The 23,687-nt window shown below is 67.3% G+C and carries 26 protein-coding genes; 16 read left to right on the top strand and 10 right to left on the bottom strand.

Annotated features, from left to right (window positions below; genetic code table 11):
* The first annotated feature begins 24 nt into the window (after window positions 1-24).
* Together uca and atzF are read left to right on the top strand one after the other, a co-directional pair.
* Window positions 25-3,651 (top strand): urea carboxylase, encoded by a 3,627-nt coding sequence (gene uca / locus HPF_RS00290; protein ID WP_133155391.1) that lies wholly within the window; start codon window positions 25-27, stop codon window positions 3,649-3,651.
* 26 nt (window positions 3,652-3,677) lie between these two features.
* Window positions 3,678-5,513 (top strand): allophanate hydrolase, encoded by a 1,836-nt coding sequence (atzF, locus tag HPF_RS00285; RefSeq protein WP_207959267.1) that lies wholly within the window; start codon window positions 3,678-3,680, stop codon window positions 5,511-5,513.
* Between the two features lie 8 nt (window positions 5,514-5,521).
* On the opposite strand, the gene HPF_RS00280 is transcribed toward atzF, so the two are convergent.
* Both HPF_RS00280 and HPF_RS00275 read right to left on the bottom strand, forming a co-directional pair.
* Window positions 5,522-6,508: a hypothetical protein gene (locus HPF_RS00280; protein WP_133155389.1), complete on the bottom strand. Its 987-nt coding sequence runs from the start codon at window positions 6,506-6,508 to the stop codon at window positions 5,522-5,524.
* Between the two features lie 72 nt (window positions 6,509-6,580).
* Window positions 6,581-7,096 (bottom strand): hypothetical protein, encoded by a 516-nt coding sequence (locus HPF_RS00275; protein ID WP_133155388.1) that lies wholly within the window; start codon window positions 7,094-7,096, stop codon window positions 6,581-6,583.
* Window positions 7,097-7,164: 68 nt separating this feature from the next.
* On the opposite strand from HPF_RS00275, the gene HPF_RS00270 reads away from it, so the two are divergent.
* The gene (locus tag HPF_RS00270; RefSeq protein ID WP_207959265.1) at window positions 7,165-7,647 is read left to right on the top strand and encodes a hypothetical protein; all 483 of its coding nucleotides are present in this window, start codon (window positions 7,165-7,167) and stop codon (window positions 7,645-7,647) included.
* A 75-nt stretch (window positions 7,648-7,722) separates the two neighbouring features.
* Here HPF_RS00270 and HPF_RS00265 read toward each other — a convergent pair whose 3' ends face one another.
* On the bottom strand, window positions 7,723-7,953 hold the full coding sequence (locus tag HPF_RS00265) for a hypothetical protein (protein ID WP_133155387.1): 231 nt from the start codon (window positions 7,951-7,953) through the stop codon (window positions 7,723-7,725).
* Between the two features lie 110 nt (window positions 7,954-8,063).
* Here HPF_RS00265 and HPF_RS00260 point away from each other — a divergent pair, with 110 nt between their 5' ends.
* The 4 genes from HPF_RS00260 to HPF_RS00245 all read left to right on the top strand — a co-directional run bounded on the left by HPF_RS00260 (window position 8,064) and on the right by HPF_RS00245 (window position 10,757).
* Window positions 8,064-8,297, top strand: coding sequence for an allophanate hydrolase-related protein (locus HPF_RS00260; RefSeq protein ID WP_207959263.1), 234 nt, complete (start codon window positions 8,064-8,066; stop codon window positions 8,295-8,297).
* A gap of 361 nt (window positions 8,298-8,658) precedes the next feature.
* A complete protein-coding gene (locus HPF_RS00255) occupies window positions 8,659-9,441 on the top strand; it encodes a dCTP deaminase domain-containing protein (protein WP_133155386.1) in 783 nt (260 codons plus the stop codon).
* Window positions 9,431-9,787: a hypothetical protein gene (locus HPF_RS00250; protein WP_133155385.1), complete on the top strand. Its 357-nt coding sequence runs from the start codon at window positions 9,431-9,433 to the stop codon at window positions 9,785-9,787. The genes HPF_RS00255 and HPF_RS00250 overlap by 11 nt, the downstream gene beginning before the upstream one ends.
* Window positions 9,765-10,757, top strand: coding sequence for an oxidoreductase (locus HPF_RS00245; protein ID WP_133155384.1), 993 nt, complete (start codon window positions 9,765-9,767; stop codon window positions 10,755-10,757). The genes HPF_RS00250 and HPF_RS00245 overlap by 23 nt, the downstream gene beginning before the upstream one ends.
* A gap of 264 nt (window positions 10,758-11,021) precedes the next feature.
* On the opposite strand, the gene HPF_RS00240 is transcribed toward HPF_RS00245, so the two are convergent.
* Window positions 11,022-11,990 carry a helix-turn-helix transcriptional regulator gene (locus HPF_RS00240; RefSeq protein WP_133155383.1) on the bottom strand — a complete coding sequence of 323 codons (969 nt, stop codon included), beginning with the start codon at window positions 11,988-11,990 and terminating at the stop codon, window positions 11,022-11,024.
* A 114-nt stretch (window positions 11,991-12,104) separates the two neighbouring features.
* Between HPF_RS00240 and HPF_RS00235 the strand changes: the two genes are divergently transcribed.
* Together HPF_RS00235 and HPF_RS00230 are read left to right on the top strand one after the other, a co-directional pair.
* Window positions 12,105-12,710, top strand: a complete 606-nt coding sequence (locus HPF_RS00235) for a glutathione S-transferase family protein (RefSeq protein WP_133155382.1) — start codon at window positions 12,105-12,107, stop codon at window positions 12,708-12,710.
* 66 nt (window positions 12,711-12,776) lie between these two features.
* On the top strand, window positions 12,777-13,652 hold the full coding sequence (locus HPF_RS00230) for an alpha/beta fold hydrolase (protein ID WP_133155381.1): 876 nt from the start codon (window positions 12,777-12,779) through the stop codon (window positions 13,650-13,652).
* Between the two features lie 46 nt (window positions 13,653-13,698).
* On the opposite strand, the gene HPF_RS00225 is transcribed toward HPF_RS00230, so the two are convergent.
* Genes HPF_RS00225 through HPF_RS00215 form a run of 3 tightly spaced genes read right to left on the bottom strand, consistent with a single transcriptional unit; the run spans window position 13,699 to window position 15,417 of the window.
* Window positions 13,699-14,355, bottom strand: coding sequence for an NAD(P)H-binding protein (locus HPF_RS00225; RefSeq protein WP_133155380.1), 657 nt, complete (start codon window positions 14,353-14,355; stop codon window positions 13,699-13,701).
* Window positions 14,352-15,041 carry an ArsR/SmtB family transcription factor gene (locus tag HPF_RS00220; RefSeq protein WP_133155379.1) on the bottom strand — a complete coding sequence of 230 codons (690 nt, stop codon included), beginning with the start codon at window positions 15,039-15,041 and terminating at the stop codon, window positions 14,352-14,354. Before HPF_RS00220 ends, HPF_RS00225 begins: the two co-directional genes overlap by 4 nt.
* Before the next feature lie 37 nt (window positions 15,042-15,078).
* On the bottom strand, window positions 15,079-15,417 hold the full coding sequence (locus HPF_RS00215; protein WP_066151934.1) for an NIPSNAP family protein: 339 nt from the start codon (window positions 15,415-15,417) through the stop codon (window positions 15,079-15,081).
* A gap of 193 nt (window positions 15,418-15,610) precedes the next feature.
* Here HPF_RS00215 and HPF_RS00210 point away from each other — a divergent pair, with 193 nt between their 5' ends.
* Both HPF_RS00210 and HPF_RS00205 read left to right on the top strand, forming a co-directional pair.
* Window positions 15,611-16,126 (top strand): OsmC family protein, encoded by a 516-nt coding sequence (locus HPF_RS00210; RefSeq protein WP_133155378.1) that lies wholly within the window; start codon window positions 15,611-15,613, stop codon window positions 16,124-16,126.
* 13 nt (window positions 16,127-16,139) lie between these two features.
* A complete protein-coding gene (locus tag HPF_RS00205) occupies window positions 16,140-16,538 on the top strand; it encodes an OsmC family protein (protein WP_133155377.1) in 399 nt (132 codons plus the stop codon).
* Here HPF_RS00205 and HPF_RS00200 read toward each other — a convergent pair.
* Window positions 16,519-18,735 (bottom strand): heavy metal translocating P-type ATPase, encoded by a 2,217-nt coding sequence (locus HPF_RS00200; RefSeq protein WP_133155376.1) that lies wholly within the window; start codon window positions 18,733-18,735, stop codon window positions 16,519-16,521. The two genes, HPF_RS00205 and HPF_RS00200, sit on opposite strands and share 20 nt — an antisense overlap.
* A gap of 151 nt (window positions 18,736-18,886) precedes the next feature.
* Between HPF_RS00200 and HPF_RS00195 the strand changes: the two genes are divergently transcribed.
* From HPF_RS00195 to HPF_RS00185, 3 genes are all read left to right on the top strand, one after another.
* A complete protein-coding gene (locus HPF_RS00195; RefSeq protein WP_133155375.1) occupies window positions 18,887-19,078 on the top strand; it encodes a heavy-metal-associated domain-containing protein in 192 nt (63 codons plus the stop codon).
* A 100-nt stretch (window positions 19,079-19,178) separates the two neighbouring features.
* Complete coding sequence (gene cueR, locus HPF_RS00190; RefSeq protein WP_307173024.1) at window positions 19,179-19,754, top strand: Cu(I)-responsive transcriptional regulator; 576 nt, start codon at window positions 19,179-19,181, stop codon at window positions 19,752-19,754.
* A 127-nt stretch (window positions 19,755-19,881) separates the two neighbouring features.
* The gene (locus HPF_RS00185; protein ID WP_079366304.1) at window positions 19,882-20,859 is read left to right on the top strand and encodes a Bug family tripartite tricarboxylate transporter substrate binding protein; all 978 of its coding nucleotides are present in this window, start codon (window positions 19,882-19,884) and stop codon (window positions 20,857-20,859) included.
* A 21-nt stretch (window positions 20,860-20,880) separates the two neighbouring features.
* Here the strand turns inward: HPF_RS00185 and HPF_RS00180 are convergent, their stop codons facing one another.
* Window positions 20,881-21,627: an SAM-dependent methyltransferase gene (locus HPF_RS00180; RefSeq protein WP_133155374.1), complete on the bottom strand. Its 747-nt coding sequence runs from the start codon at window positions 21,625-21,627 to the stop codon at window positions 20,881-20,883.
* A 52-nt stretch (window positions 21,628-21,679) separates the two neighbouring features.
* Window positions 21,680-22,312 (bottom strand): LysE family transporter, encoded by a 633-nt coding sequence (locus tag HPF_RS00175; protein WP_133155373.1) that lies wholly within the window; start codon window positions 22,310-22,312, stop codon window positions 21,680-21,682.
* 93 nt (window positions 22,313-22,405) lie between these two features.
* Between HPF_RS00175 and HPF_RS00170 the strand changes: the two genes are divergently transcribed.
* Both HPF_RS00170 and HPF_RS00165 read left to right on the top strand, forming a co-directional pair.
* Complete coding sequence (locus HPF_RS00170) at window positions 22,406-22,873, top strand: Lrp/AsnC family transcriptional regulator (protein WP_207959261.1); 468 nt, start codon at window positions 22,406-22,408, stop codon at window positions 22,871-22,873.
* An 84-nt stretch (window positions 22,874-22,957) separates the two neighbouring features.
* Complete coding sequence (locus tag HPF_RS00165) at window positions 22,958-23,668, top strand: DUF4844 domain-containing protein (RefSeq protein ID WP_165961633.1); 711 nt, start codon at window positions 22,958-22,960, stop codon at window positions 23,666-23,668.
* Window positions 23,669-23,687 lie beyond the last annotated feature (19 nt).

The following is a 23,687-nucleotide window of genomic DNA, read 5'->3' as shown; positions in this document are numbered from 1 at the left end:
GGACGGCCTGCCACCGGAGAGCCCATGTTCCGCAAGGTCCTGATCGCCAACCGCGGCGCCATCGCCTGCCGCATCATCCGCACGCTCAAAGCCCTGGGCGTACAGAGCGTGGCCGTGTATTCCGAAGCCGACGCGCAGGCCCGCCACGTGCGTGAAGCCGACGAGGCCTACCTGCTCGGCCCCGCACCCGCGGCCGAGAGCTACCTCAAGGCCGAGCGCATCCTGCAGATCGCACGCGACTGCGGTGCCGAGGCCATCCACCCCGGCTACGGCTTCCTGTCGGAGAACCCGGGCTTCGCCCAGGCCTGCGAAGACGCGGGCATCGCCTTCATCGGCCCCACGCTGGCGCAGATGCGCGCCTTCGGCCTCAAGCACACGGCGCGCGACCTGGCCGAACAGCGCGGCGTGCCGCTGCTGCCCGGCACCGGCCTGCTGGCGGACGCGGCGCAGGCCCGCGCCGAGGCGCAACGCATTGGCTACCCGGTCATGCTCAAGAGCACGGCCGGCGGCGGCGGCATCGGCATGCGCCTGGTGTGGAGCGAAGACGAACTCAGCGACGCGTTTGCCTCGGTGCAGCGCCTGGCCAGCGCCAATTTCAAGGACGCCGGCCTCTTCCTGGAAAAGTACGTCGAGCAGGCGCGCCACATCGAGGTGCAGGTGTTCGGCGACGGCTCGGGCACGGTGCTCGCGCTGGGCGAGCGCGACTGTTCGGTGCAGCGCCGCAACCAGAAGGTGATCGAAGAGACGCCTGCGCCGGGCCTGACGGATGCGCAGCGTGCCGAGCTGCACGCCACCGCGGTGCGGCTGGCGCAGGCGGTGAACTACCGCTCGGCCGGCACGGTGGAGTTTGTGTACGACGCCGCCACCGGCCAGTTCTATTTCCTCGAAGTCAACACCCGTCTGCAGGTGGAACACGGCGTGACCGAGCAGGTCACCGGGGTTGATCTGGTTGCGTGGATGGTGCAGCTCGCCGCCGGCGATCTGCCGCCGTTGGCCACGCTGGCGCCCACGCCGCAGGGCGCGTCCATCCAGGTGCGGCTGTACGCCGAAGACCCGGCCAAGAATTTCCAGCCCAGCGCCGGTCTGCTGACCGAGGTGGTGTTTCCGCCAGACGCCCGCGTGGACGGCTGGGTCGAGCGCGGCACCGAGGTGCCCGCCTGGTACGACCCCATGCTGGCCAAGCTCATCGTCACCGCGCCCGACCGCGAGCAGGCGTTGCACAAGCTCGACGCCGCGCTGGCCGCCACGCGCCTGGCCGGCATCGAGACCAACCTGGGCTACCTGCGCCAGGTGGTGCGCGATCCGGTGTTCCGCGAAGGCCGGCAGGTCACGCGTTTTCTCAACAGCTTCCACTTCCGCCCCGCGACGGTGGAGGTGGTCGAGCCCGGCGTGCAGACCAGCGTGCAGGACTGGCCCGGCCGCCTGGGCCACTGGGACGTGGGCGTGCCGCCCAGCGGCCCCATGGACGCCTACGCCCACCGCATGGCCAACCGTCTGGTGGGCAACGCCGACGACGCGGCTGCGCTGGAGATCACGCTCTCGGGCCCCACGCTGCGCTTCAACGCCGACGCGGTGATCGCCGTGACCGGCGCACCGGTCAAGGTCATGCTCGACGGCCAATCGCTGCCCTTGTGGCAGAGCCACCGCGTGGCCGCGGGCAGCGTGCTCGCCATCGGCCGGGCCGAGGCCGGCGCGCGCCTGTGCCTGGCCGTGGGCGGCGGCTTCGACGTGCCGCTCTACCTGGGCAGCCGCAGCACCTTCACGCTCGGCCAGTTCGGCGGCCACGCCGGCCGCCACCTGCGCACCGGCGACGTGCTGCACCTGGCCGCGCCCGGCGCCGGCACCGCGGGTGTGAGCGCATCCCCCGCCACCGTGCCCGCCTTCACCCACCACTGGGACGTGGGCGTGCTCTACGGCCCACACGGCGCACCCGACTTCTTCACGCCCGATGACGTGGCCACCTTCTTCGCCACCGACTGGGAGGTGCACTACAACTCCAGCCGCACCGGCGTGCGCCTGATCGGCCCCAAGCCGCAGTGGGCGCGTGCGGACGGTGGCGAGGCAGGACTGCACCCCTCGAACATCCACGACAACGCCTACGCCATCGGCGCCATCGACTTCACCGGCGACATGCCGGTCATCCTCGGCCCCGACGGCCCCAGCCTCGGTGGTTTCGTCTGCCCGGCCGTGGTGGTGGACGCCGAACTCTGGAAGCTTGGCCAGCTGCGCCCCGGCGACACGGTGCGCTTCCACCGGCTCTCGCTCGATCAGGCGCTGGAGCGCAGCGCGATGGTCGAGGCCGCGTTGTCGTCACTCACGCAGCCCCTGCCCGCCACGCCGGCCGACGACGCGTCAGCCCACCCCACGCCCGTGGTCCACGAAGACCCCGCGCGCGAAGACGAGGCCGTGCCCGCCATGGTGGTGCGCCAGGCCGGCGACCGTTACCTGCTGGTCGAGTTCGGCCCGCTGGTGCTCGACATCGAACTGCGCCTGCGCGTGCACGTGCTCATGCAGGCGCTGCAGGCGCGCATGGCAGCGGGCACGCTGCCCGGCATCGTCGACATGACGCCCGGCATCCGTTCGCTGCAGCTGCACTTCGATCCCGCCAAAGTCTCGCGCGCCGAGTTGCTGAAGGTGCTGGTCGAGGCCGAGGCCGCGCTGCCCGCCGTCGACGACATGGAGGTGCCCAGCCGCATCGTGCACCTGCCGCTGAGCTGGGACGACCCGCAGACGAAACTGGCCATCGAGAAGTACATGCAGTCGGTGCGGCCCGACGCGCCCTGGTGCCCGAGCAACATCGAGTTCATCCGCCGCATCAACGGGCTGGACAGCATCGACGACGTGTTCAAGGTGGTCTTCGACGCCAGCTACCTGGTGCTGGGCCTGGGCGACGTGTACCTGGGCGCGCCGGTGGCCACGCCGGTGGACCCGCGCCACCGCCTGGTGACCACCAAGTACAACCCCGCGCGCACCTGGACGCCCGAGAACGCCGTCGGCATCGGCGGCGCCTACCTCTGCGTCTACGGCATGGAAGGCCCCGGCGGTTACCAGTTCGTCGGCCGCACGCTGCAGATGTGGAACCGCTGGCGCCACGGTGAGGCGGGCTCAGTGTTCGAGCAGCCCTGGCTGCTGCGCTTCTTCGACCAGATCCGCTTCGTGCCGGTGAACCAGGACGAGCTGCTGCGCATCCGCGCCGCCTTTCCGCACGGCGGCTACGCGCTGCAAGTCGAAGAGACCAGCTTCAGCCTACGCGACTACCGCCGCTTCCTGGCCGACAACGCCGCCAGCATCGGCGCCTTCAAGGCGCAGCAACAGGCGTCCTTCGACGCCGAGCGCGAGCGCTGGGCCGCCAGCGGCCAGCTGACATATGCGGGCGATGCCGACGTGGCCGCGGCCGACGCCAGCGTGGAGCTGGACCTGCCGCCCGGCGGCCGCCCGCTGGCCAGCAGCGTGCCCGGCAGCGTGTGGAAGGTGCTGGTCAGCGAAGGCCAGCGCGTGGCCGCGGGCGACGTGCTGCTCGTCGTCGAGTCCATGAAGATGGAATTCAGCGTTCTCGCCCCGCAGGACGCCACCGTGCACCGCCTCATGTGCCGCGAAGGCGCGCCCGTGGCCGCTGGCCAGGACGTGCTGGTGCTCGTCACCGAAGAATGAACAGAACCGAATCAGCGGAGCCCTCCATGACCACCCACCTGCAAGACCTGTCCTTCGACCTCGCCAGCCTGCGCGCCGCCTACGCTGCCGGCACCCCCGTGCGCGCCGTCATCGCCGAGGCCATGCGCCGTTGCGCCAGCGACGAAAACCATGCCTTCATCCACCGCCTGACCGATGCGGAGATCGAGCCCTACGTCGCCCACCTCGATGGCGTGGACCCGGCCAGCTTGCCGCTCTACGGCGTGCCCTTCGCGATCAAGGACAACATCGACCTCGCACACATCCCCACCACCGCGGGCTGCCCCGAATACGCCTACACGCCGGGCGAGAGCGCCTTCCTCGTGCAGCAGCTCATCGCGGCCGGCACCGTGCCGCTGGGCAAGGCCAACCTCGACCAGTTCGCCACCGGCCTCAACGGCACCCGCTCGCCCTACGGCGCGTGCCGCAACGCCTTCAACCCCGCGTTCGTCTCGGGCGGCTCCAGCAGCGGCTCGGCCGTGAGCGTGGCCAAGGGCTGGGTGTCGTTTTCGCTGGGCACCGACACGGCCGGCTCGGGCCGCGTGCCCGCCAGCTTCAACAACCTCATCGGCCTCAAGCCCAGCATCGGCCTGCTCTCGGCCACCGGCGTCGTGCCGGCCTGCCGGTCGGTGGACACCGTGTCCATCTTCGCGCTCACCGCCGCCGACGCACAGGCCGTGCTCGCAGTCGCCGCCGTCTACGACGAAGCCGACGCCTTCAGCCGCGCCGCCAAGCCCTTCGGCGTGGACTTCTCCGCCGGTCCGTTCCGCTTTGGCGTGCCGCGCCCGCAGGACCTCAACTTCTTCGGCAACGACGCCGCGATAGCGCTGTTCGCGCAGAGCATCGAACGCCTGCACGCCCTCGGCGGCACTGCGGTCGAGATCGACCTCACCCCCTTCCTCGAAGCCGCGCGCCTGCTCTACGAAGGCCCGTGGGTGGCCGAGCGCTACGTCGCCATCCAGGACTTCATCGACGCGCAGCCCGATGCCGTGTTCCCGCCCGTGCGCACCATCATCGAAGGCGGCAAGGCCAAGACCGCGGCCGACGCCTTCGCCGCCAGCTACAAGCTCAAGGCCCTCAAGCGCGTGTGCGACGCCGTGTGGCAAGACATCGACTGCCTGCTCACGCCCACCGCCGGAACCATCTACCGCATCGCCGACATGCAGGCCGACCCGATCCGCCTGAACAGCAACCTCGGCTACTACACCAACTTCATGAACCTGCTGGACTACGCCGCCGTCGCGGTGCCCGCAGGCTTCCAGGCCAGCGGCGACGCGCAAGGCCTGCCCTGGGGCGTGACCCTGGCCGCGCCCGCGTTCAAGGACGTGCCGCTGCTGCGCCTGGCGGATCGCTTCCACCGCGCGCAGGCCGCGCTGTCAATCGGCGCCACATCAGCGAAGCTGGCCGACACCCCGGCCATCCACAGCACCGACCTGCCCAAAGGCTCCAACACCGCCGGCACCGTCAAGGTCGCGGTCTGCGGCGCTCACCTCAGCGGCCTGCCGCTCAACTGGCAACTCACCCAGCGCGGCGCGCGCCTGCTTGGCGCGGTGCAGTCCGCGCCCGAATACAAGTTCTACGCCCTCGCCGGCGGCCCGGTCCAACGGCCCGGCATGGTGCGCGTCAACGAAGGCGGCGCCGCGATCGACATGGAAGTCTGGGAACTGCCCGCCGAACACTTCGGCAGCTTCGTCGACGGCATCCCCGCCCCGCTGGGCATCGGCAAGGTGAAGCTGGCCGATGGGTCGTGGGTCAGCGGGTTTGTGTGCGAGGCGGTTGGGGTGGAGGGAGGGACCGAGATCACGCAGTTGGGCAGCTGGCGGGCTTGGTTGGCGCAGCAGTGATGAATGCGCTAGGGCCCTCGAGATGCTGCATCTGCTGCAGCCTTGATTCGGTACAGAGTACGCACGTTTGGCACGGCGCCTAGGAGTAGCACGCCGAGCTTCTCGTAGGTATTCGGAACGGCAGCCTCCACTCCAAAATGAATGGTGTTGCGCGAGTCACGCACTGCATCCGTCCAATTAGCAATTGCGCGTAGCTCGGGGAGCTTGACCTCGCTCGCTCTCAGCACGGGTTCAAAGATCTCCTGGTGCTCGTAGAGCTGGATGACCGCCGCTACTTTCTTCATGGGGCCGAGCATGGGGTCCTCAAGTACCTCTCGTTGCTTGGCGAACTTCTTTGCCTCTGTAGCTGGTATTAGGCGAAGCAGGGAATCCCCCAGTTCAAGCCATGCCCCTTCTGAGGCCCGGCCCAGCATGGCAGTTGCTGCCGTATACAGCTCAGCTCGAAAGCAGAGCACAGCCTCCGCAAAGGATTCTGCAACCTGCGCATGCATATTCGACACCCCGAACGTGTGCAGGTAGAGATCTGGCTCTGCAAGAAGCTGAGTTCTATGCTGATCGAAGGAAGGTGCACGTCGTACGCGTTCGGGAACAGGCAATGAAGTCTCTGGCATACGGAAGCCTGAAGACACCCCACCACCAGAACCAGGAGCTACGGTCGTCCAGTTGATCGTCACTTCTTGGTCGCGCGTTCCCGACATGGAGAAAAGCAGTCCCGAGTGGATCAAGCTCCACGTGGCCTCGATGGCGGCAAGCCTCCAGCTAACAGCCTCGGCGATCTCCTTCACGATGCTCATCGTGTCTACGGATTCGTGAATTACCAAGCTCGGCAAAGGCCACCGCGCACCGTTGTTTTTCAATACGCCTTCGAGCAGTGTGTCGACGTTGGTGGCTTCAGTGCCGGTACTTTCGAGAAGAAGAGCCTTGGCAATAGTGACACGCTGGGACGTGACCGCGATCCGTGCGCGTAGCTCCTTTTTGGCTTGGTCTGGGCTCATAGGACTTAGTTTGGTTTGAGGACAGATGGAGCCTCTGAATTCGAAGCTCAGAGTCAGGTCCGTTCGCTCTACTCAACCATTCGGTAGCGCATCACATACCGCCTGTTGTTTCGCTCGTGCCTCAGGCGTGACTGAACCCATGTTCAAGAGGACGCGAAGGCATTTCATCTTCTCCTGCAGCTTTGCCAATCGAGGCTGGACGTTCGACTCTTCGCAGATGCGGTCGTTGTACGCACCAAGCGCTGCCCAGTTGGGAATGTCCGAGTGGTGTTTGTCTTTGTAGAAATCATCGACATACCGGGTTGCTTTTTCCGGCGTTCCATAGAAGACACCGCATATCCGAAGCCTTACTTTTCCGATTGGGGTGCTCGAGGGGTCAGAACAAGTTTGCTGGCTCAGATAGTTCAAGTCCCTCGTAGCCGAGAGACCCTGACACAGTCCTTCTAGATACGCATGCTTCTCCACCTGTGAGCGCTGATTCCAGATCTGAGCCTCTGAACCTAGTCGCAGTTCGTCGAGATCAATGGATTGGGCTACTGCTGCCGAAACCGAACAAAGAAAAATTGTCAAGAAACGAAAGATCTGCATTTGAGTTGCCCTACCTTGCTATTGGTACATTTTATGGAGGCTACTTTCCAGCTTTTTTTTAAACACACATGCTCGCCGTCATGCGCAAAGAAGAAGTTACTGCAGAACTGTCGAACTTGGCGTTCGACTTCTTCTATTGGTTTTCGCGTTTTGAGTTCGCACTCAAAGAAAACGGTTATCTCAAGTCACACGCTGAGGGGGCTCAGGCCGAGCCGGGTTGGGGAGAGTTTTCTGTCAAGTGGCGTCCGCACTATCGCTTGTCCAAAGAAGCCGAGGCCTTGATTGCATCTCCGCCAGCAAGGCAAGTAGTAGGCCTTGGCGATCAACTCGGATGGGCGCCAGTGTGTCTTGACGATTGCAAGTCAGATCTCGAGAAAGTTGTCCGTCTTCTCAAGACCGTCCGAAACAACCTATTCCACGGCGGCAAGCACGGTGGCACGGATTGGGACAATCCTGCGAGAACAAAGGAGCTTCTTGACTCAGGCAAAGCAGTCCTTGGTCAACTTGCTTCACTGGCTGGGATCGAGACCGACTACACCCAGTACTACTGATCTCCAAGTGGCCCGAAAGCGGGATCGCGGTTCGGCTCACACCCACCTATCGGTGCTAAGGGCGATGAATTTTCGTTAAGGCGCCACCTGACTCTCACCACCCCGCGCCAAGCTCCGCCCCACCCGCTCACTCGCCCGGCGCAGCCGCTCCTTCAGCGTGGGCGGTTCCAGCACATCAAATTCCACGTCCAGCGCCATGAGCCAGTAGACCTGCGAGTCCAACTGGCCGGTGCCGCAGAGCATGAGGCAGTGCTTGTCGTCCATCGCTGCCAGCGTGCCGGCGGATGGTGGGATGGTTTTGGCCATCACCTCGCGCGGCCGGTGCAGCACTACGCGCGCCTACTCGGCGCGGTCCAGTCCGCGCCCGAGTACAAGTTCTACGCCGTCTCCGGCGGCGCCCGATCCAGCGGCTTGGCATGGTGCGCGTCAACGAAGGCGGCGCTGCCATCGACATGGAGGTCTGGGAACTGCCCGCCGAACACTTCGGCAGCTTCGTCGACGGGATCCCCGCCCCGCTGGGCATCGGCAAAGTCAAGCTGGCGGAAGGGACGTGGGTGAGCGGGTTTGTGTGTGAGGCGATCGGGGTGGAGGGTGGGACCGACGTCACCGCGCTGGGTAGTTGGCGGGCTTGGCTGGCGCGGCAGGGCTGACGATCAGCGCCCACTCTGGGCCCGAGTGACTTCGATGCAGCGAACGCGATCTTTCGCCCTCGCGGAGTCGATGCTCTGTTTCAGTCGCGTATCGGTCATCGAGCCACGCTGACTTGCAACTGAGACATTCTTTGCATTCAGTTCTTCGGCCCGAAGCAACCGGCCAAGCTCGCACAAGACCTTGCTCGTCAGCCAGGGGCAGCACCACAACGGGAGTGGGACCAGCCGTTGAGCGGCGCATCCCTCAAGTTCGCCTGCGATACTTGACTCTCGGTGGTCCTATGTGAGAAGAGCAGTTGGCTTGAAGACACGTAGTGCCAAGTCGTATGGGAACACGGCTGAACAACACGAGAACTACGATATGACGACTCTGTCTGACGCAGATATCCAGGCCCGAATGGCAGTAGGTGAGTTGGTTCGCAACGGCTCTGAGGCTCAACTCGGTCCGGCCTGTTACGAGCTTCGTATGGGCAGCGTTTACTACGATTTGACTGAAGGAGACAAGCGGATAGATGCCTCGTCCAAAGGCACTGTGCTCATCAAGCCAGGTCATCGCGTGGTCCTTATCACCCTTGAGGAACTCGTAATTCCTCACAACGTGATTGCTCGAGTCGCGAGCAAGGGGTCGTTATTCAGCATCGGACTGAGCCCAGTAAGTACATACGCTGACCCGGGGTTCTCCGGGAATCTTGGGATAGTGACTCAAAACTTGAGTGACAAGTTCATCGAACTACCCATAGGCGAACCCATCGCAAAGATCGACTTCTCCCTGCTATCTAGCGCAGCCAGCAATCCATACCGAGGGCAGCACGGTTATCAGACGCAGATATGGCCTATTCGGCATCAATTGCAGCGAACGTACGATGACCTCAAGGGAGATCCAAGGGTGGAGAGCGAGGAGGCAGAGTCATACAAGATTTTGCCTCGTGCTACCGCTAGTGCACTTAAGGTGATACAGCGTAAACAGCGAATTATTGATTCGGCCATTCTTGCTGCAGTGTGCATTAATGGACTTGTTCTTGCCGCGGTCTCCACAAAGTTCCTAGATTCAATGGTTTCGCTGGGAACTAACCTCCTGTCCACGGCTATTGTTGGAGCCATCATGTGGGTCTCAAGGCGTAAGGAGCAGGTTAATGGATCTTAAGCAGATATCCGAAATGCAGATTAAGTTGGATCAACTGCATGGCTTTCCAGTATCATTCCTCGATCAGCACGAGAAATACGCCCAGCTCACGAAAGACTTGGTAGGTCTATTCGGAGAGATCGGCGAATTTTCCAACATAGTCAAGAAGGTCAATATCAAGCTTGATAGGCCGCTGGAGTATGAGTTAAATATCACTGACTCGGAGAAGCTGCTACGAGAAGAGCTTGTGGATAGCCTTATATATATCATCCGCATCGGAGCAATTCTGGGAGTGGACTTAGAAGACGAAATGCTCAAGAAGATGCAGTTAAATAAATCGCGCTATGCGCAACTTCGTCGAGAATAGAAAGTACTTCTTCCTCGCTGTCAACACTGGCTTTGCGCAGAGTGGGCTACCCGATGCTCGGTGTAGAGACTTCTATCGCGAACGTAGTCGGCATGGTCTTCATTGCTCAATCGTAGGCAACGTAGTTACGCCCGGTGGGACAGGCAGTAACGACGTTTGCGCTGAAATCTCGGGCGCGCCTGCATGGCGTCAACTGACTGAATCTATCAGTGAGTGTGGTGCTCTACCTGGAATTCAGCTCGCATCCGCTTGGCAGGGCTATCAGGGGATGAAGCGGTTCGTCCCGAATGCTGGCGCAGATCCTTTAGAGGAGTACCGTAGTATTGCGACCAGCTTGTCAGGCAAAGACGCGCGGGCCGCGTTTGACGGGTTGTATCGCGGAACAGAATTCGCCGTAAAGGCGGGCTTTCGTCATGTTCAGATTCATGCGGGCCACGGGTATCTTTTCAATCTGCTAGTTGACCCTCGCTTGTCGCGGCACTCGGAATTTTCCTTAGAAGAAATTCGTCGGTGGGCAAGAGACTTGGCAGCAATGGGGATCGAATCGTCCATGAGAATTTCGATCTGGGCAGGGCATCCAGTGTTCGACGATCAATGCAGGGACCAGTTCTTCAGCAGTGTCGCAGCCCTACCGGTTAGCTACGTGGACGTCTCTGCCGGCTTCTACAACATCAACAAACGTCTGATCTACCCATCCTCGTCGTCGCAAATATCCGACAGAGTTAAAGCAACGCTGGCATTTGCCAGTTGTCATCCGGAGACACAAGTCATTCTTTCGGGTAAATCAGCGCTCGCTTGGGACGCGAGACTCCCGCCAAATGTGCACATAGGTATCTGTCGTGACCTAATTGCAAACCCCAACTTCTTGCTGGATCGTGCTAGGGGCTGCACCTCATGCATGAAATGTCACTACTTCTCGCGAGGGGTTTCTCATCTGACATGCGGTCAATGGGAACCAAAAGGCAACTGACCTCCGTAGACTCGCGGCGACTGTTCGCTGAGAATCTGAACACTTAATCAAGTTATGCGGGGCAGTCATGCCGATCGTATTGGCATCTGCCTTTTAACTTGGGTCGGCGCATGCTTCGATAGAGGCATGCGCCGTAATAGCACCTACCGGCGAATAACCGGTAGCCTCAAGCGCTGCTGTTCAAGCGATCAATCGAGAACGACTCAGTTCAGCCAACACCAGTCTACAAGTAAACATTGGACCGATCGCCGCGGCCCTCGACGCTCATCCCCCACCCCGCGCCAAGCTCCTTCCCACCCGCTCACTCGCCCGGCGCAGCCGCTCCTTCAGCAGGGGTGGCTCCAGCACATCAAACTCCACGTCCAGCGCCATGAGCCAGTACACCAGCGAGTCCAGCTGGCCGGTGCCGCAGAGCATGAGGCAGTGCGCGTCGTCGATGGCTTCCAGCGTGGCGGCGGATGGGGGAATGGTTTTCGCCATCACCTCGCGCGGCTGGTGCAGCACCACGCGCGCCTGCTCGCCCTGCTGGTGCACGCCGGCCATGGCCCCGGTGACGTAGGCGCGCAGGTCGCCCGCGGGCGGTGGGCGCGGCGCGAAGTGCGCGCCGCTGCGGGGTGTGCCCTGCACGCGGTCGATGCGGAAGGTGCGCCAGTCGTCGCGCGCCGGGTCCCAGGCCACCAGGTACCAGTGGTGGCCGGTGTGCACCAGCCCGTGCGGCTGCACCTGGCGCACGCTGGCCTGGCCGCGCAGGTCGCGGTAGCTGAACCCCACCTGCAGCTGGTCGCGGCAGGCGGTGGCGAGCGTGGCCAGCACGCTGGCGTCGATGGTCGGCCCCATGCGCTGCACCGGCACGATGGCCGAGCGCAGCGCACCCGTGCGGCGGCGCAGGCGGGTGGGCATCACCTGTTCCAGTTTCACCAGCGCGCGCAGCGAGCTTTCTTCCACACCGCTCACGGTGCCGGCCGCGGCGATCTGCAGGGCAATGGCCACCGCCAGCGCCTCTTCGTCGTCCAGCAGCAGCGGCGGCAGCGACTGGCCCGCGCGGAACGCGTAGCCGCCCGCCACGCCGCTGCTGGCGTGAATGGGGTAGCCGAGCTGGCGCAGCCGGTCGATGTCGCGCCGCAGCGTGCGCGGGTGCACGGCCAGCCGCTCGGCCAGTTCGGGGCCGGCCCAGTGGCTGCGGGTCTGCAGCAGTGACAGCACCCGCAGCAGGCGCGAGGACGATGAAAGCATGGTGGCACTCTAGCTTTTATTGAGGGCCGAAGCTGTCCGCAATGGGCGCGACATTGCAGCCACGGGTTCGGCGCGGTGCCGGGCCCGCCAACCACCGTCTTCAAGGAGCCCAACATGTCCAAGATCGTTCTCTACTGGCACCCCATGTCCAGCGCCACCCCGGTCGCCTGCGCCCTCGCCGAACTCGGCGTGCCGCACGAGCGCGTCAAGGTCGACATCACCACCGGCGAGCAGCGCCGGCCCGACTACCTGGCCCTGAACCCCAACGGCAAGGTGCCCACCCTGACGGTGGACGGCGCGCCGATGTTCGAGGCGCTGGCCATCGAACTCTGGCTGGGCCACACCTATGGCGTGAAGAGCGGCCTGTGGCCGGCCGGCGGCACACCGGAACACCTGCAGGCCATGTCCTGGAGCACCTGGTCCTACGTGACCTACGGCGCGCAGCTGGTGCGCCTGCAGTCCGCAAAGAACATGGGCACGCCCGACGACGCCCACGGCACCGCGGCGCACAAGGCCCTGGACGAACTGCTCAGCGTGCTCGACGGGCGCCTGGCCCAGCACCCCTGGCTGCTCGGCGACGCCTACTCGCTGGCCGACCTGATCGTGGCGTCGGTGATTGGCTACAGCGTCTACCTGGGTGCGCCGGTGGCAGACCACCCGACCACGAACGCCTGGCTGCAGAAGGTGCAGGCGCGCCCGGCGATGCAGATCGACGCCTGACCGCTGCGGCGCTTCCTGCCGTTTTCACTAGGTCGGGCTGGAGGGGTGCGGGGTGAGAATGAAGCGATGAGCACCTCAACTTCCTCCTTCATTTCCGACGCAGACAGCACCCAGGTCACGACCTACACATGGGCCGACGTGGACGGCCCGCCCGCTGGCGTGGTGCAGATCGCCCACGGGTTGGCCGAACACGGTGAACGCTACGACCGTTTTGCCCGGGCGCTCAACGCGGCCGGCTTCGTGGTCCACGCGGTCGATCACCGCGGGCACGGGCGCACAGCCAACGGGCGGCTGGGCGACTTCGGCGCCGCCGGCTTCGGCGGGCTGATTGCCGATGTGGCCCAGTTTGGCGCCGTGCTGCGCGCGCAGCACGGCGGCCTGCCGGTGTTCCTGTTCGCGCATTCGATGGGGTCGTTTGCCGCGCAGGCGGCCATGCTCGACCACTTCGCCACCTGGGCGGGCGTGGTGCTGTCCGGCTCGACCGCGCTGGATGCGTTCGGCGCGACCATGGCCAATGCGCCCGCGGATGCGCCTGCTGGCCTCGAAGCCTTCAACGCGGGCTTCGAGCACCGCACGGGCTACGAGTGGCTGTCGCGCGACCCCGCCGAGGTGGACGCCTACGTGGCGAACCCCTGGTGCGGATGGGACGTGCCGGCCGATGTGATCCCCGCCCTGTTCGAGCCCGCACCCCGCGTGGCGGACCCGGCGCTGCTGGCCGGCATCCGCCGCGACCTGCCGGTGCTGATCGCCTCCGGCGACGCCGACCCGCTGGCCGGTGGCGGCGCGCTGATCCAGCTGCTGGGCCAGCGCTACCGCGACGCGGGGCTGGCCGACGTGACGGTGCAGCTGTACCCGGGCGGCCGCCACGAAATCCTGAACGAGACCAACCGCGACGAGGTGACCGCCGACATCGTGGCCTGGCTGCGCGCGCACGCGGCGTAGCGGCGGAAGGCCGCGCACTGGAAGGCGTCGGTCTGGCGCGGGCGCCTCAGCGGCCGATGCGGGCCAGCTCGTCCGACGCCAGCACCACCACGCCCTGCGCGGTGGGCAACGTGCGCACCAGGGCCAGCGCGACTGCGCGCGCGTGCACCGGTCGATACGCACCCGGCATCAGCGGCGCAAGCACGCGGGCGATGGGAATGGCGATGCGTTCGCCCAAGCGCGGGGGCTGTTGCAGCCCGTCGCGCAGGTCGAGCAGCAGCGAAGGCTGTGCCAGCACCAGGGCCTGCAGGTCCAGCGTGCGGAGCGCGTCTTCCAGCTCGCCCTTGACGCGGTTGTAGAACACCGGCGACTGCGCGCTGGAGCCGGCCGCGCTGACCAGCCCGACGCGCCGCACGCCCGCGGCCACGGCGGCGCGCGCCACCGCGAGGTTGGCGTCGAAGTCCACCGCGCGGAAGGCCGCCTGGCTGCCCGCCACCTTGATGGTGGTGCCCAGCGCGAGGTAGAGCTCGTCGGCGGGTGGCAGCGCAGGCAGGCGCGTGAAGTCGACGCGCAGGGGCTGCAGCTTGGGGTGGTGCAGGTTCAGGTCGCGGCGGGTCAGCGCATGCACCTGCGCCACCGTCGGGTCGGCCAGCAGGGCTTGCAGCATCTGTCCGCCCACCAGGCCGGTGGCGCCGGCGAGCAGCACTTTGCGTGTGGGGTTCATGGGGTGGTGAGCAAGGCCATCAGTTCCTGTTGCCCCACTGGCGTGACCGCCACATCGCGACCCGCCCCGCGCCGCACCCAGCCCTGCGCCACCAGGTGCTGGTACAGCCGGTCGGCCAGTTCGCCCGCCAGGTGGTCGCGCCGCTCGGACCAGTCCAGGCAGGGGTAGGCGTAGCGCCGCTTCCTGCCGGGCTCCGGTGGCTCGAAGCCCAGACGCTGGCACCACGCGCGGCCGCTGTCGGTGAGGGCGTAGCCGTTGCTCACCGGCTGCAATCCATCGGCCGCCATCAGGCCGTCGAACAGCCGGACGCCGAGGCGCCCCGCCAGGTGCCCGTAGCAGCAGCGCGCCTCGCGCAGGCGCGCCCGTTCGGGCGAGGCCCATTCGCTGTCGTGTTCGCCGCGCTCGGCCACCACGGCCAGGGTTTCGAGCGCGTGGGCCACGTCGGCGTCGGCGAGCTGGTAGTAGCGGTGGCGGCCGCGCGGTTCGCAGGCCACGAAGCGCGCTTCGAGCAGCTGGGCCAGGTGGCCGCTGGCGGTGGCGGGCGTGACGGACGCGGCCTTGGCCAGCTCGCTGGCGCTGGCGCACTCGCCGCTGAGCAGGTAGGCCAGCATGCGCGAGCGCGCCGGGTCGGCCACCATGGCGGCCACGCGGGCGAGGCGGGGTTCGTGCGGGGTGTTGCGGCTCATGGGCCTCAGCGTAACGCAGTGGGCCATGCTTCCACCATCACGGCGCCACCTGCCGCGGCCGATGGACCGTGCCGGCCACGTCTTCGAGCCAGCTGCGTTCCTCACGCAGGATGAAGCGCTGCGCCTGCGCCAGCTCGAAGTTGGCGCGGCCTTCGGGGTCGGCGCGCAGCACGGCGCGGTAGCGCTCGTAGGCGGCCATGTCGTCGAAGCCGATCAGCCCCCAGGCGATGTGATTGCTGCCTTCGTGCGGCAGGAAGTAGCCGAGCAGGTTGCCGCCGCAGCGGGGAATGATGCGGCCCCAGGCCTCGGCGTAGCGGCGGAAGGCCTCGCGCTGGAAGGGGTCGATCTGGTAGCGGATGAAGCAGGTGATGGGCATGGTGCGGGTACCGGTGTGGAACAGGGGTTGACTGTCCGCCAGATCGGGCCCCGGATGCTTCGGGCTGCGCCGAAGCGTGGCGCCCCGCGTGGCTTGGCGGGTGATGGGCGGGCCAAGGCTTCACCTCAGGCCGGGTCCCGGCTAGACTGGTTCGCCGTTTCCGGCACCGGTTGGCCGCCACTGGAGAAACCGCATGACGCTTGCACACATCCAGCAATCGATCGAGGGCGTGACGAGGTACTTTGCCGAGCACCCGGAGAAGGCGCTGTCCACCGACAAGGCCGCCACGGCCGTCGTCGAGCAGGGCCTGCGCTGCGTGGCCACCGGCCCCGGCGGCGAGACCCTGGTCAGCGACATGCCCAAGGGCATCGGCGGCGCCGCGAGCGCGCCCACACCCGGCTGGTATCTGCGCGCGGCCCTGGCCAGCTGCGACGCCACCGTCATCGCCCTGCGCGCCGCGCAACTGGGCATCGTGCTGAGCCGGCTGGAGGTCACGGTGGACAGCATCTCCGACGACCGGGGCATCCTCGGGCTGGGGGATGGCGTGCCACCGGGACCGCAGAGCGTGAGCATCCGCGTGCGCATTGCGTCAGACGGCGCCTCCCCGGAACAGCTGCACGAGATCGTCGCCTGGGCCGAGGCGCACTCCCCGGTGGGCGATGCGGTGCGCCGGGCCATCCCATCGCGGGTCGAGGTCACGCTCGTCTGAGAAGGAGCCCACCGTGCAGATCAGCGCCCGCGTTGTCAGTGCACCCGGCCAGCACGCCGTGTCGGTGCGCACGGGCGATGCGGAGCAGCCGCTGGCCGTGCCGCCCAGGGCCGGTGGCGGCTCGGCCGTGAACGGCGGCGAGTTCCTCATGCTGGCCCTGGCCACCTGCTACGCCAACGACCTCTACCGCGAGGCACGCCGCCTGGGCATGGAGCTGACCCAGGTCGAAGTCGAGGCCACGGCGTCGTTCGAGGGTGTGGGCCTGGCCGCGTCCGATGTCCGCTACCGGGCCCGGGTCCAGTCGCCGGCACCGCCCGAGGCGGTGGAGCGCCTGCTGCGCGAGACCGATGCCGTGGCCGAGGTGCACAACACGCTGAGAACGGGCGTCCCGGTCAGCTGGGTTCGCTGGTAGGGTGCCAGCGGCGCAGCAGCAGCGCGTTGGAGATCACGCTCACGCTGCTCAGCGCCATCGCCGCGCCGGCCACCATCGGGTTGAGCCAGCCCAGGGCGGCCAGCGGGATGCCGATGACGTTGTAGGCGAAGGCCCAGAACAGGTTCTGGCGGATCTTGGCGTAGGTGCGGCGCGAGATGTCGATGGCATCGCCGATGAGCGAGGGGTCGCCCCGCATCAGGGTGATGCCGGCGGCGTGCATCGCCACGTCGGTGCCGGTGGACATGGCCATGCCCACGTCGGCGGCGGCCAGTGCGGGGGCGTCGTTGATGCCGTCGCCCACCATCGCCACGCGGTCGCCGCCGCGGCGCAGGTCGGCCACGATGCCGGCCTTGTCGGCCGGCAGCACCTCGGCGCGGATGTGGTCCAGGCCCAGTGCACGGCCCACCGCCTGGGCGCTGCCCTGGTTGTCGCCGGTCACCAGCACGGTCCGGATGCCCAGCGCCTTGAGCTGCCGCACGGCGTGCGCGGCCGTGGGCTTGAGCTCGTCGCCGAAGGCGAGCAGGCCCATCAGGCGGGGGGCGTCCGTCAGGTCGGCCAGCCAGGAGACGGTGCGGCCTTCCGATTGCAACGCGCTGGCCGCGGCCTCCATCGCCGACAGGTCCACGGCCAGTTCGTTCATGTAGCGCGTGCTGCCCAGGTGGATGTCGCGTCCCTTCACCTGCGCGCGCATGCCCCGCCCGGCCACGGCCGCGACACCGTGCGCCGCAGGCACCGCGACGGCCCGCTCGCGCGCCACGTCCAGCACCGCCCTGGCCAGCGGATGTTCGCTGCCGTTCTGGATGGCGGCGGCGAACGGCAGCAGCTGGGCCTCGTGGCCGGCGGCCGCCTCCAGGGCCACCAGCGTGGGCTTGCCCTGGGTGAGCGTGCCGGTCTTGTCGAAGGCCACGGTGTCGATCTTGTGGGCGATCTCCAGTGCCTCCGCGTCCTTGATGAGAATGCCGCGGCGCGCCGCCACGCCGGTGCCGGCCATGATGGCCGTGGGCGTGGCCAGGCCCAGCGCACACGGGCAGGCAATCACCAGTACGGCCACGGCGTTCAGGATCGCGCGCTCCCAGTCACCGGTCGACAGGCCCCAGCCCAGCAGGGTGGCCAGTGCCAGCGCCAGCACGACGGGCACGAACACGGCACTGACCTGGTCGACCATGCGCTGGATGGGCGCCTTCTTCGCCTGGGCCGACTCCACCATGCGCACGATGCGCGAGAGGGTCGATTCGGCGCCGATGGCCGTGGTCATCACCAGCAGCAGGCCTTCGGCGTTGACCGCGCCGCCCGTGACCTTGTCGCCCGGGTGCTTGGCCACCGGCAGGCTCTCGCCGGTGATCAGCGACTCGTCCACCTCGCTGGCCCCTTCGGTGACGGTGCCGTCCACGGGGATGCGCTCGCCGGGCCGGACCACCACCAGGTCGCCCACGCGGACCTGGGCCAGCGGCCGGTCCACATCGCCCGAGGCGGTGCGCACGCGTGCGACCTCCGGGCGCAGGGCGTTGAGCGCCTGGATGGCCGCGGTCGTCTGCCGCTTGGCGCGCGCCTCCAGCCACTTGCCCAGCAGCACCAGGGTGATGATGACCGCCGAGGCCTCGAAGTACAGGTGCGGCGTGCCGTGCGCGGCGTGCTTGAACAGCAGGTAGACGCTCAGCCCGTAGCCGGCGGAGGTGCCCAGGGCCACCAGCAGGTCCATGTTGCCGGCGCCAGCCCGCAGGGCCTTCCAGCCGGCGCGGTAGAAGCGCGCGCCCAGCCAGAACTGGACCGGCGTGGCCAGCAGCCACTGGGCCCAGCCGTTGAGTGACCAGTCCTGGCCGAACAGCATGCCCAGCATGGGCAGGACCAGCGGAAAGCTGAAGGCGGCCGACAGGGCCACCGGCCACCAGGGGTGGGAGGCCGGCGCGGGCCGGTCTTCTTCGGCGGGCTGCGCGACCGAGTAGCCCGCGCGCTCGACAGCGCCGGTGAGCGCGGGGAGCGACACGCCGGGCCCGGCCACCACCGACGCGCGTTCGGTGGCGAGGTTGACGGTGACGTCCTGCACGCCGGGCACGGCCTTCAGGGCCTTCTCGACGCGCCCGACGCAGGACGCGCAGGTCATGCCCTCGATGGGCAGTTCGAACTCGGTGCCGGGCCGGGCGTCGACCGGCGGGGCGAGGGTGGCGGATGCTTGCATGGCGATCTCCTGGTGTGAGGGGGAGTCCGCACTCTCGGGTGTGACGCAGTGGCAAGGTCAAACGCCCTCCGCGCCGGGCCACGGCCCTTGACCTTGCCGCTGTGGCAATGCCCAGACTGGCCGCTCCTCAACTTTTTTTCAGGAGTGCGACATGCATGAATTCCAGTTGCCCGACATGACCTGCGGCCATTGCGCGGGGGTGGTCGGCCAGACGCTGCACCTGGCCGACCCGGCCTGCAAGTTCCAGGTGGACCTGCCGGCGCGCAAGGTCACCGTGCAGAGCGACGAAGACCGCGCGGTGCTGGCCGAGGCCCTGGCCGACGCCGGCTACCCGCCGGCCTGAGCGCGCAGACCATGGGCGTCCCATGGTCACTTGACCTTGACACGGTGGCAAGGACGACAGTCCGGGCCACCGTGTCCTTTCTGTTCCGAGGAGCCTTCCCATGAACCCGCTCATGAACATCGGCGAAGCCGCCAAAGCCGCCGGCGTCTCGCCCAAGATGGTCCGCCATTACGAGCAGACCGGCCTGCTGCCGCCGGCCGAGCGCACCGAATCGGGCTACCGCCTGTACGGCGAGCGGGAGGTGTCGGTGCTGCGCTTCATCCGCCAGTCCAGGCGGCTGGGTTTTTCCGTGCCGCAGATCGCCGAGCTGATCGGCCGCTGGGGCGACGACCGGCGCACCAGCCGCGAGGTCAAGACCATCGCCCTGCGCCATCTGGCGGATCTGGACGAGAAGCTCAGGGAAATCGCCGAGATGAAGGCCGGGCTCGAAGGGCTGGTGCGCGCCTGCGCGGGCGACGACCACGCCCACTGCGCGATCCTGGACAACCTGGCCGCCGAGAGCCCGGAAGCGCCGCGCCATGTGGCGCGCTTCGTCAAACCCAGGCGCCGCCGCCTGGCACCGGACGACGAGGCCCCGCGCAGCGCCAGGGCCGCGCCCGCCTCCGGCCATGTCGACCTGATGGCCTGGATGCAGGGCGTGCACACGCACCAGTCCGGGGCCGGGGGCAAGGCCTGAGCCTGCGACCAGGGCGGGGGGCAGCACGCGGCCGGCGGCTGGGCGCGTGTCTTGCATGGGGCTGCAGGCACTGCACACACGCGCACTGGCACGGTGCGCGCCCCACCCCGCTTTTCAGGAGCCCTTCATGCCCGACCGCCGCACCACCCTGGCCTGTGCCGCCGCCCTCGCCGCCCTGTCCTTCTCCGGCCTGTCGGCCGCGCAGGGCAAGTACCCGGACCAGACCGTCAAGCTGGTCGTGGCCCTGCCCGCTGGCGGCAGTGTGGACATGATCGCACGGGCGCTGGGCCAGAAGCTGAACGCGTCGCTGGGCGTGCCCTTCATCGTGGACAACCGCGGCGGCGCCTCGGGCCAGATCGGCATGCCCGTGGTGGCCAGGGCGGCGCCGGATGGCCACACGCTCGCGGTGTCGCCGGCCTCGTTCCTGACCACCAACAAGAGCGTGTTCAAGACACTGCCCTACGACCCCGAGGCGGACTTCACGCCGGTCACCCGCCTGGTCAACCAGCCCATGGTGCTGATCGTGAAGGACAAGCAGAAGTACCCCTCGGTCGCGGCGCTGGTCGCGGCGGCCAAGGCCCAGCCGGGCGGCATCACCTTCGCGTCGTCCGGCGATGGCAGCCCCCAGCACCTGGGCGGCCTGCTGTTCGAATCGCGCGCCAAGGTGAAGATGCTGCACGTGCCCTACAAGGGCGGCGCGCTGGCCATCAACGACACGCTGGCCGGCACGGTGGACGTGATGTTCGCGGTGATGCCCGAGGCGGTGCCGCACGTGGCCTCGGGCAAGCTGCACGCGCTGGGCGTGATGAGCCCGACCCGCTCGCCGGTGATGCCGCAGGTGCCGACCATGGCCGAGGCGGGCGTGGCCGACATGAACCTCTCGGCCTGGATGGCGCTGCTGGCACCGGCCAAGACGCCGCGCCCCATCGTCGACCAGCTCAACCGCGCGGTGCAGGCCGCGTTCGACCCCGAGCTCAAGGCCAAACTGGCCGAGAGCGGCATCGAGGTGGCGACCAGCTCGCCCGAAGAACTGCAGCGCCTGATCGCCAGCGACATCAAGCTGCACGCGGAGCTGGTGAAGTCCGCCGGGCTGGTGCCGCAGTAGCGGAGGCCGTGGCGCCCGCGCCTACCGCGCCATCAGCGCAAACACGCCCCAGCCCAGGTACTCGCGTGTGTAGGTCGCGTAGCGCACCGGTTCCGAGTGCAACTGGGCCCGCACCTCTGCGGCCATGTCGTCGCCGGGGTTCGCTTCCAGCCAGCGGCGCATGGTGAGCCACTTGGCCGCTTCGTAGCGGTCCCAGCCGTCCTGGTCGGCCAGCACCATTTCCACCACGTCGTGGCCCAGCTCGGCGAACGAGGCCAGCAGCTGCGGCAGGGTGAGGAAGTCGGACACCGCGTGCGCCTGGCAGCCTTGTGCCACCGCATCGCTGGGCGGCAGCTGGCGCCAGAAGGGTTCGCCGATGAGCAGCATCCCGCCGTCGCGCAGGCTGCGCTTCAGCAGCGCGATGGTGCCGGCCACGCCGCCGCCGATCCAGGTGGCGCCGACACAGGCCGCCACGTCGACCGGCTCGTCCGCCACATGGCCGGCGGCATCGCCGTGAATGAAGCGGACCTGGTGCGCGACACCCAGCGCCTGAGCCCGCTGCTGCGCCTGTTCGGTGAACAGCGGGCTCATGTCGATGCCCGTGCCGACGATCTGGTGGTCGCGCGCCCAGGTGCACAGCATTTCGCCCGAACCACTGCCCAGGTCCAGCACCCGTGTGCCCGGTGCCATGCGAAGCGCCGCGCCCAGCGTGGTCAGCTTGTCCGCCGTGATCGGGTTGTGGATGCGGTGGGCGCTTTCGGTGATGTTGAAGATGCGGGGGATGTCCACTGATGACACTCCTGAAAAAGGGCCGTGGATGAGGCTCCGCCGATTGTCGACCCTAGGTCACGAGCTGGCCCAGTTGCCACAGCCCCAGGGCGGCCAGCAGCGCGGCCGAGCCGAGGTTGACCGCGCGCTGCCAGCGCTCGTCGAAGCGCTCGCGCAGCCAGGCCACACCGGTGGACAGGATCAGCCACCACAGGGCCGAGCCCAGCAGCACGCCCAGCACCATCACCCAGGGCGAGAGCACGGGCGCACCGCCCGCCAGCGCACCGAACACCGCCATGAACGACAGAATGGTGGTGGGGTTCGACAGCGTCAGCAGGAAGGTGCCCGAAACGTGGCGCAGCAGGGTGCCCGGTGGCGGGTGCTGGCCGCTGCGCCGCACCGGCGGTTTGTGCGCGATGCGCCACGCGAGCCACAGCAGGAACCCGCCGCCAAACAGGCCCAGCCACAGCTTCAGGCCCAGCAGCCAGTTGATGAGGCCCGAGACACCGAACGCGCCGATGGCGCCGTAGACCGCGTCGGCCAACGCGGCGCCGAGGCCCGTGGCCAGGCCGGCGGCGCGGCCGTGGTCCAGCGTGCGCTGGATGGCCAGGATGCCGATCTGCCCGACCGGTGCCGCGATGGACAGCCCGATCAGCATCGACTGAACGAACAGCCCGGCCAGGGGAAAAGAATGAAACGTGTCCATGGGCCAGATTGTCCGCAGGCCCCGGCGCGCTGCACAGGCGTTGTCTCAGGTGAAAATCTCTTTTACCATCGATTTTTCAGGTGAAAGGCGTGTATGGCAGAGATGACGCTGGAACTGGACACCAAGGCATGGGCGCTGCTGATGGCTTTGCAGGCCGATGGCCGGGCGCCGCTCAAGACCCTGGCCATGGCCGCGGGTCTGTCCGTGCCCGCCACGGTCGAACGCCTGAAGCGGCTGAAGGACGCGGGCGTGGTGCGTGCGGTGAGCGCCGACGTGGACCCGGCGCTGGCCGGCTATCCGGTGCGCGCCATCGTGGGCATCACGGTGCAGCAGCCGGGCAAGAAGGCGTTCATCGACAAGCTGCGCCGGGCGCCCGAGGTGCTGGAATGCCACCACGTCGCAGGGGCGGACTCCTATGTGGTGACCGTGGTGGCGCGCAGCCTGGAAGACCTGGAGCGGTTTCTCTCGTCCATCAATGGCTACGGCGAGACACGGACCTCGATCGTGTTTTCCACGCCCATCCCGCGCCGTGGACTGGTGGCGCCGGGCGCCGGCCGCTGAGGCGGCGCATTCCCCGGCCCCACCGTCGCAAGAATGGCGAACTTGTTCACCTCCGAACCTCCACCACACCCTCCTGGGCGAGCAATGCCGGCCTGTACCTTCCCCTCCCGCCGCGCCCTTCTCCTCTCCGCCCTGCTGAGCGCGGCGTCCATCCCCTCCTGGGCCGACCCCGCAGCTCAGAGTTCGGCCGCCGAGGACCGCCGTCAGGCCCTGGACCGCTTCATCGCCAAAAAGAAGTTCGTGAACGAGCCGTTCTACCGCGTGGACCTGAAGGAAGCGGACCGGCTCCGGTACGAAGCCTGGGTGAACCAGCTGGCGCGCGACCTGCGCAGGCTGCCGCCTTCACGGCAGACCAAGCCGGTCGTGCTGGGCCTGTTCAAGCCGGTGATGAAGAAGTTCGACCCTGCCGAAGGCGAGGACCAGGACCGGTTGGTCGGCTACCTCGAAGAGCTGATGGACATTTTCGGCATCGAGAGTTCGGACGGGCTGCTGAGCTCCTGGCGCCACGGCGCCGACACCTCGGGCTTGCTGGAAGCGCGCAACGCGCAGGCGGTGGCGGCGATGACGCCCGATGAACGGGTGCTGCTGGAACGGCTTCAGGGCATCCACAAGGCCAACGCCGAGGAGACGCTGCGGTCCCTGTTCGGCGCGCCCGTGTTCGAGGACGAGGGCAGCAAGATGTGGTCGGTGACGGCTGCCGACCGCTCGTCCACCCTGGGTCTGTTGGAGCGGTGGGGCGCACTCACCCTGCTCTGGCAGGCCAACGGCCGGTTCATCTACGCCCGCCGGCTCTGAGGCCGGCCCCGTCGCTGGC

It is taken from the genome of Hydrogenophaga pseudoflava (assembly GCF_004353865.1).
In the GTDB taxonomy this organism is placed as follows: Bacteria; Pseudomonadota; Gammaproteobacteria; order Burkholderiales; family Burkholderiaceae_C; genus Hydrogenophaga; species Hydrogenophaga pseudoflava.
This window is presented reverse-complemented; position numbering and strand designations above follow the sequence as displayed.

What these genes read in the sequence shown, in the direction of transcription:
- HPF_RS00215 (WP_066151934.1), bottom strand. Translation starts at nt 15,417, where the DNA reads ATGCCCATCACCTGCTTCATCCGCTACCAGATCGACCCCTTCCAGCGC.
- HPF_RS00280 (WP_133155389.1), bottom strand. Translation starts at nt 6,508, where the DNA reads ATGAGCCCAGACCAAGCCAAAAAGGAGCTACGCGCACGGATCGCGGTC.
- atzF (WP_207959267.1), top strand. Translation starts at nt 3,678, where the DNA reads ATGACCACCCACCTGCAAGACCTGTCCTTCGACCTCGCCAGCCTGCGC.
- HPF_RS00235 (WP_133155382.1), top strand. Translation starts at nt 12,105, where the DNA reads ATGTCCAAGATCGTTCTCTACTGGCACCCCATGTCCAGCGCCACCCCG.
- uca (WP_133155391.1), top strand. Translation starts at nt 25, where the DNA reads ATGTTCCGCAAGGTCCTGATCGCCAACCGCGGCGCCATCGCCTGCCGC.
- HPF_RS00200 (WP_133155376.1), bottom strand. Translation starts at nt 18,735, where the DNA reads ATGCAAGCATCCGCCACCCTCGCCCCGCCGGTCGACGCCCGGCCCGGC.
- HPF_RS00265 (WP_133155387.1), bottom strand. Translation starts at nt 7,953, where the DNA reads ATGGCCAAAACCATCCCACCATCCGCCGGCACGCTGGCAGCGATGGAC.
- HPF_RS00245 (WP_133155384.1), top strand. Translation starts at nt 9,765, where the DNA reads ATGCGCAACTTCGTCGAGAATAGAAAGTACTTCTTCCTCGCTGTCAAC.
- cueR (WP_307173024.1), top strand. Translation starts at nt 19,179, where the DNA reads ATGAACCCGCTCATGAACATCGGCGAAGCCGCCAAAGCCGCCGGCGTC.
- HPF_RS00270 (WP_207959265.1), top strand. Translation starts at nt 7,165, where the DNA reads ATGCTCGCCGTCATGCGCAAAGAAGAAGTTACTGCAGAACTGTCGAAC.
- HPF_RS00260 (WP_207959263.1), top strand. Translation starts at nt 8,064, where the DNA reads ATGGTGCGCGTCAACGAAGGCGGCGCTGCCATCGACATGGAGGTCTGG.
- HPF_RS00175 (WP_133155373.1), bottom strand. Translation starts at nt 22,312, where the DNA reads ATGGACACGTTTCATTCTTTTCCCCTGGCCGGGCTGTTCGTTCAGTCG.
- HPF_RS00275 (WP_133155388.1), bottom strand. Translation starts at nt 7,096, where the DNA reads ATGCAGATCTTTCGTTTCTTGACAATTTTTCTTTGTTCGGTTTCGGCA.
- HPF_RS00255 (WP_133155386.1), top strand. Translation starts at nt 8,659, where the DNA reads ATGACGACTCTGTCTGACGCAGATATCCAGGCCCGAATGGCAGTAGGT.
- HPF_RS00165 (WP_165961633.1), top strand. Translation starts at nt 22,958, where the DNA reads ATGCCGGCCTGTACCTTCCCCTCCCGCCGCGCCCTTCTCCTCTCCGCC.
- HPF_RS00170 (WP_207959261.1), top strand. Translation starts at nt 22,406, where the DNA reads ATGGCAGAGATGACGCTGGAACTGGACACCAAGGCATGGGCGCTGCTG.
- HPF_RS00230 (WP_133155381.1), top strand. Translation starts at nt 12,777, where the DNA reads ATGAGCACCTCAACTTCCTCCTTCATTTCCGACGCAGACAGCACCCAG.
- HPF_RS00250 (WP_133155385.1), top strand. Translation starts at nt 9,431, where the DNA reads ATGGATCTTAAGCAGATATCCGAAATGCAGATTAAGTTGGATCAACTG.
- HPF_RS00195 (WP_133155375.1), top strand. Translation starts at nt 18,887, where the DNA reads ATGCATGAATTCCAGTTGCCCGACATGACCTGCGGCCATTGCGCGGGG.
- HPF_RS00220 (WP_133155379.1), bottom strand. Translation starts at nt 15,041, where the DNA reads ATGAGCCGCAACACCCCGCACGAACCCCGCCTCGCCCGCGTGGCCGCC.
- HPF_RS00210 (WP_133155378.1), top strand. Translation starts at nt 15,611, where the DNA reads ATGACGCTTGCACACATCCAGCAATCGATCGAGGGCGTGACGAGGTAC.
- HPF_RS00185 (WP_079366304.1), top strand. Translation starts at nt 19,882, where the DNA reads ATGCCCGACCGCCGCACCACCCTGGCCTGTGCCGCCGCCCTCGCCGCC.
- HPF_RS00225 (WP_133155380.1), bottom strand. Translation starts at nt 14,355, where the DNA reads ATGAACCCCACACGCAAAGTGCTGCTCGCCGGCGCCACCGGCCTGGTG.
- HPF_RS00240 (WP_133155383.1), bottom strand. Translation starts at nt 11,990, where the DNA reads ATGCTTTCATCGTCCTCGCGCCTGCTGCGGGTGCTGTCACTGCTGCAG.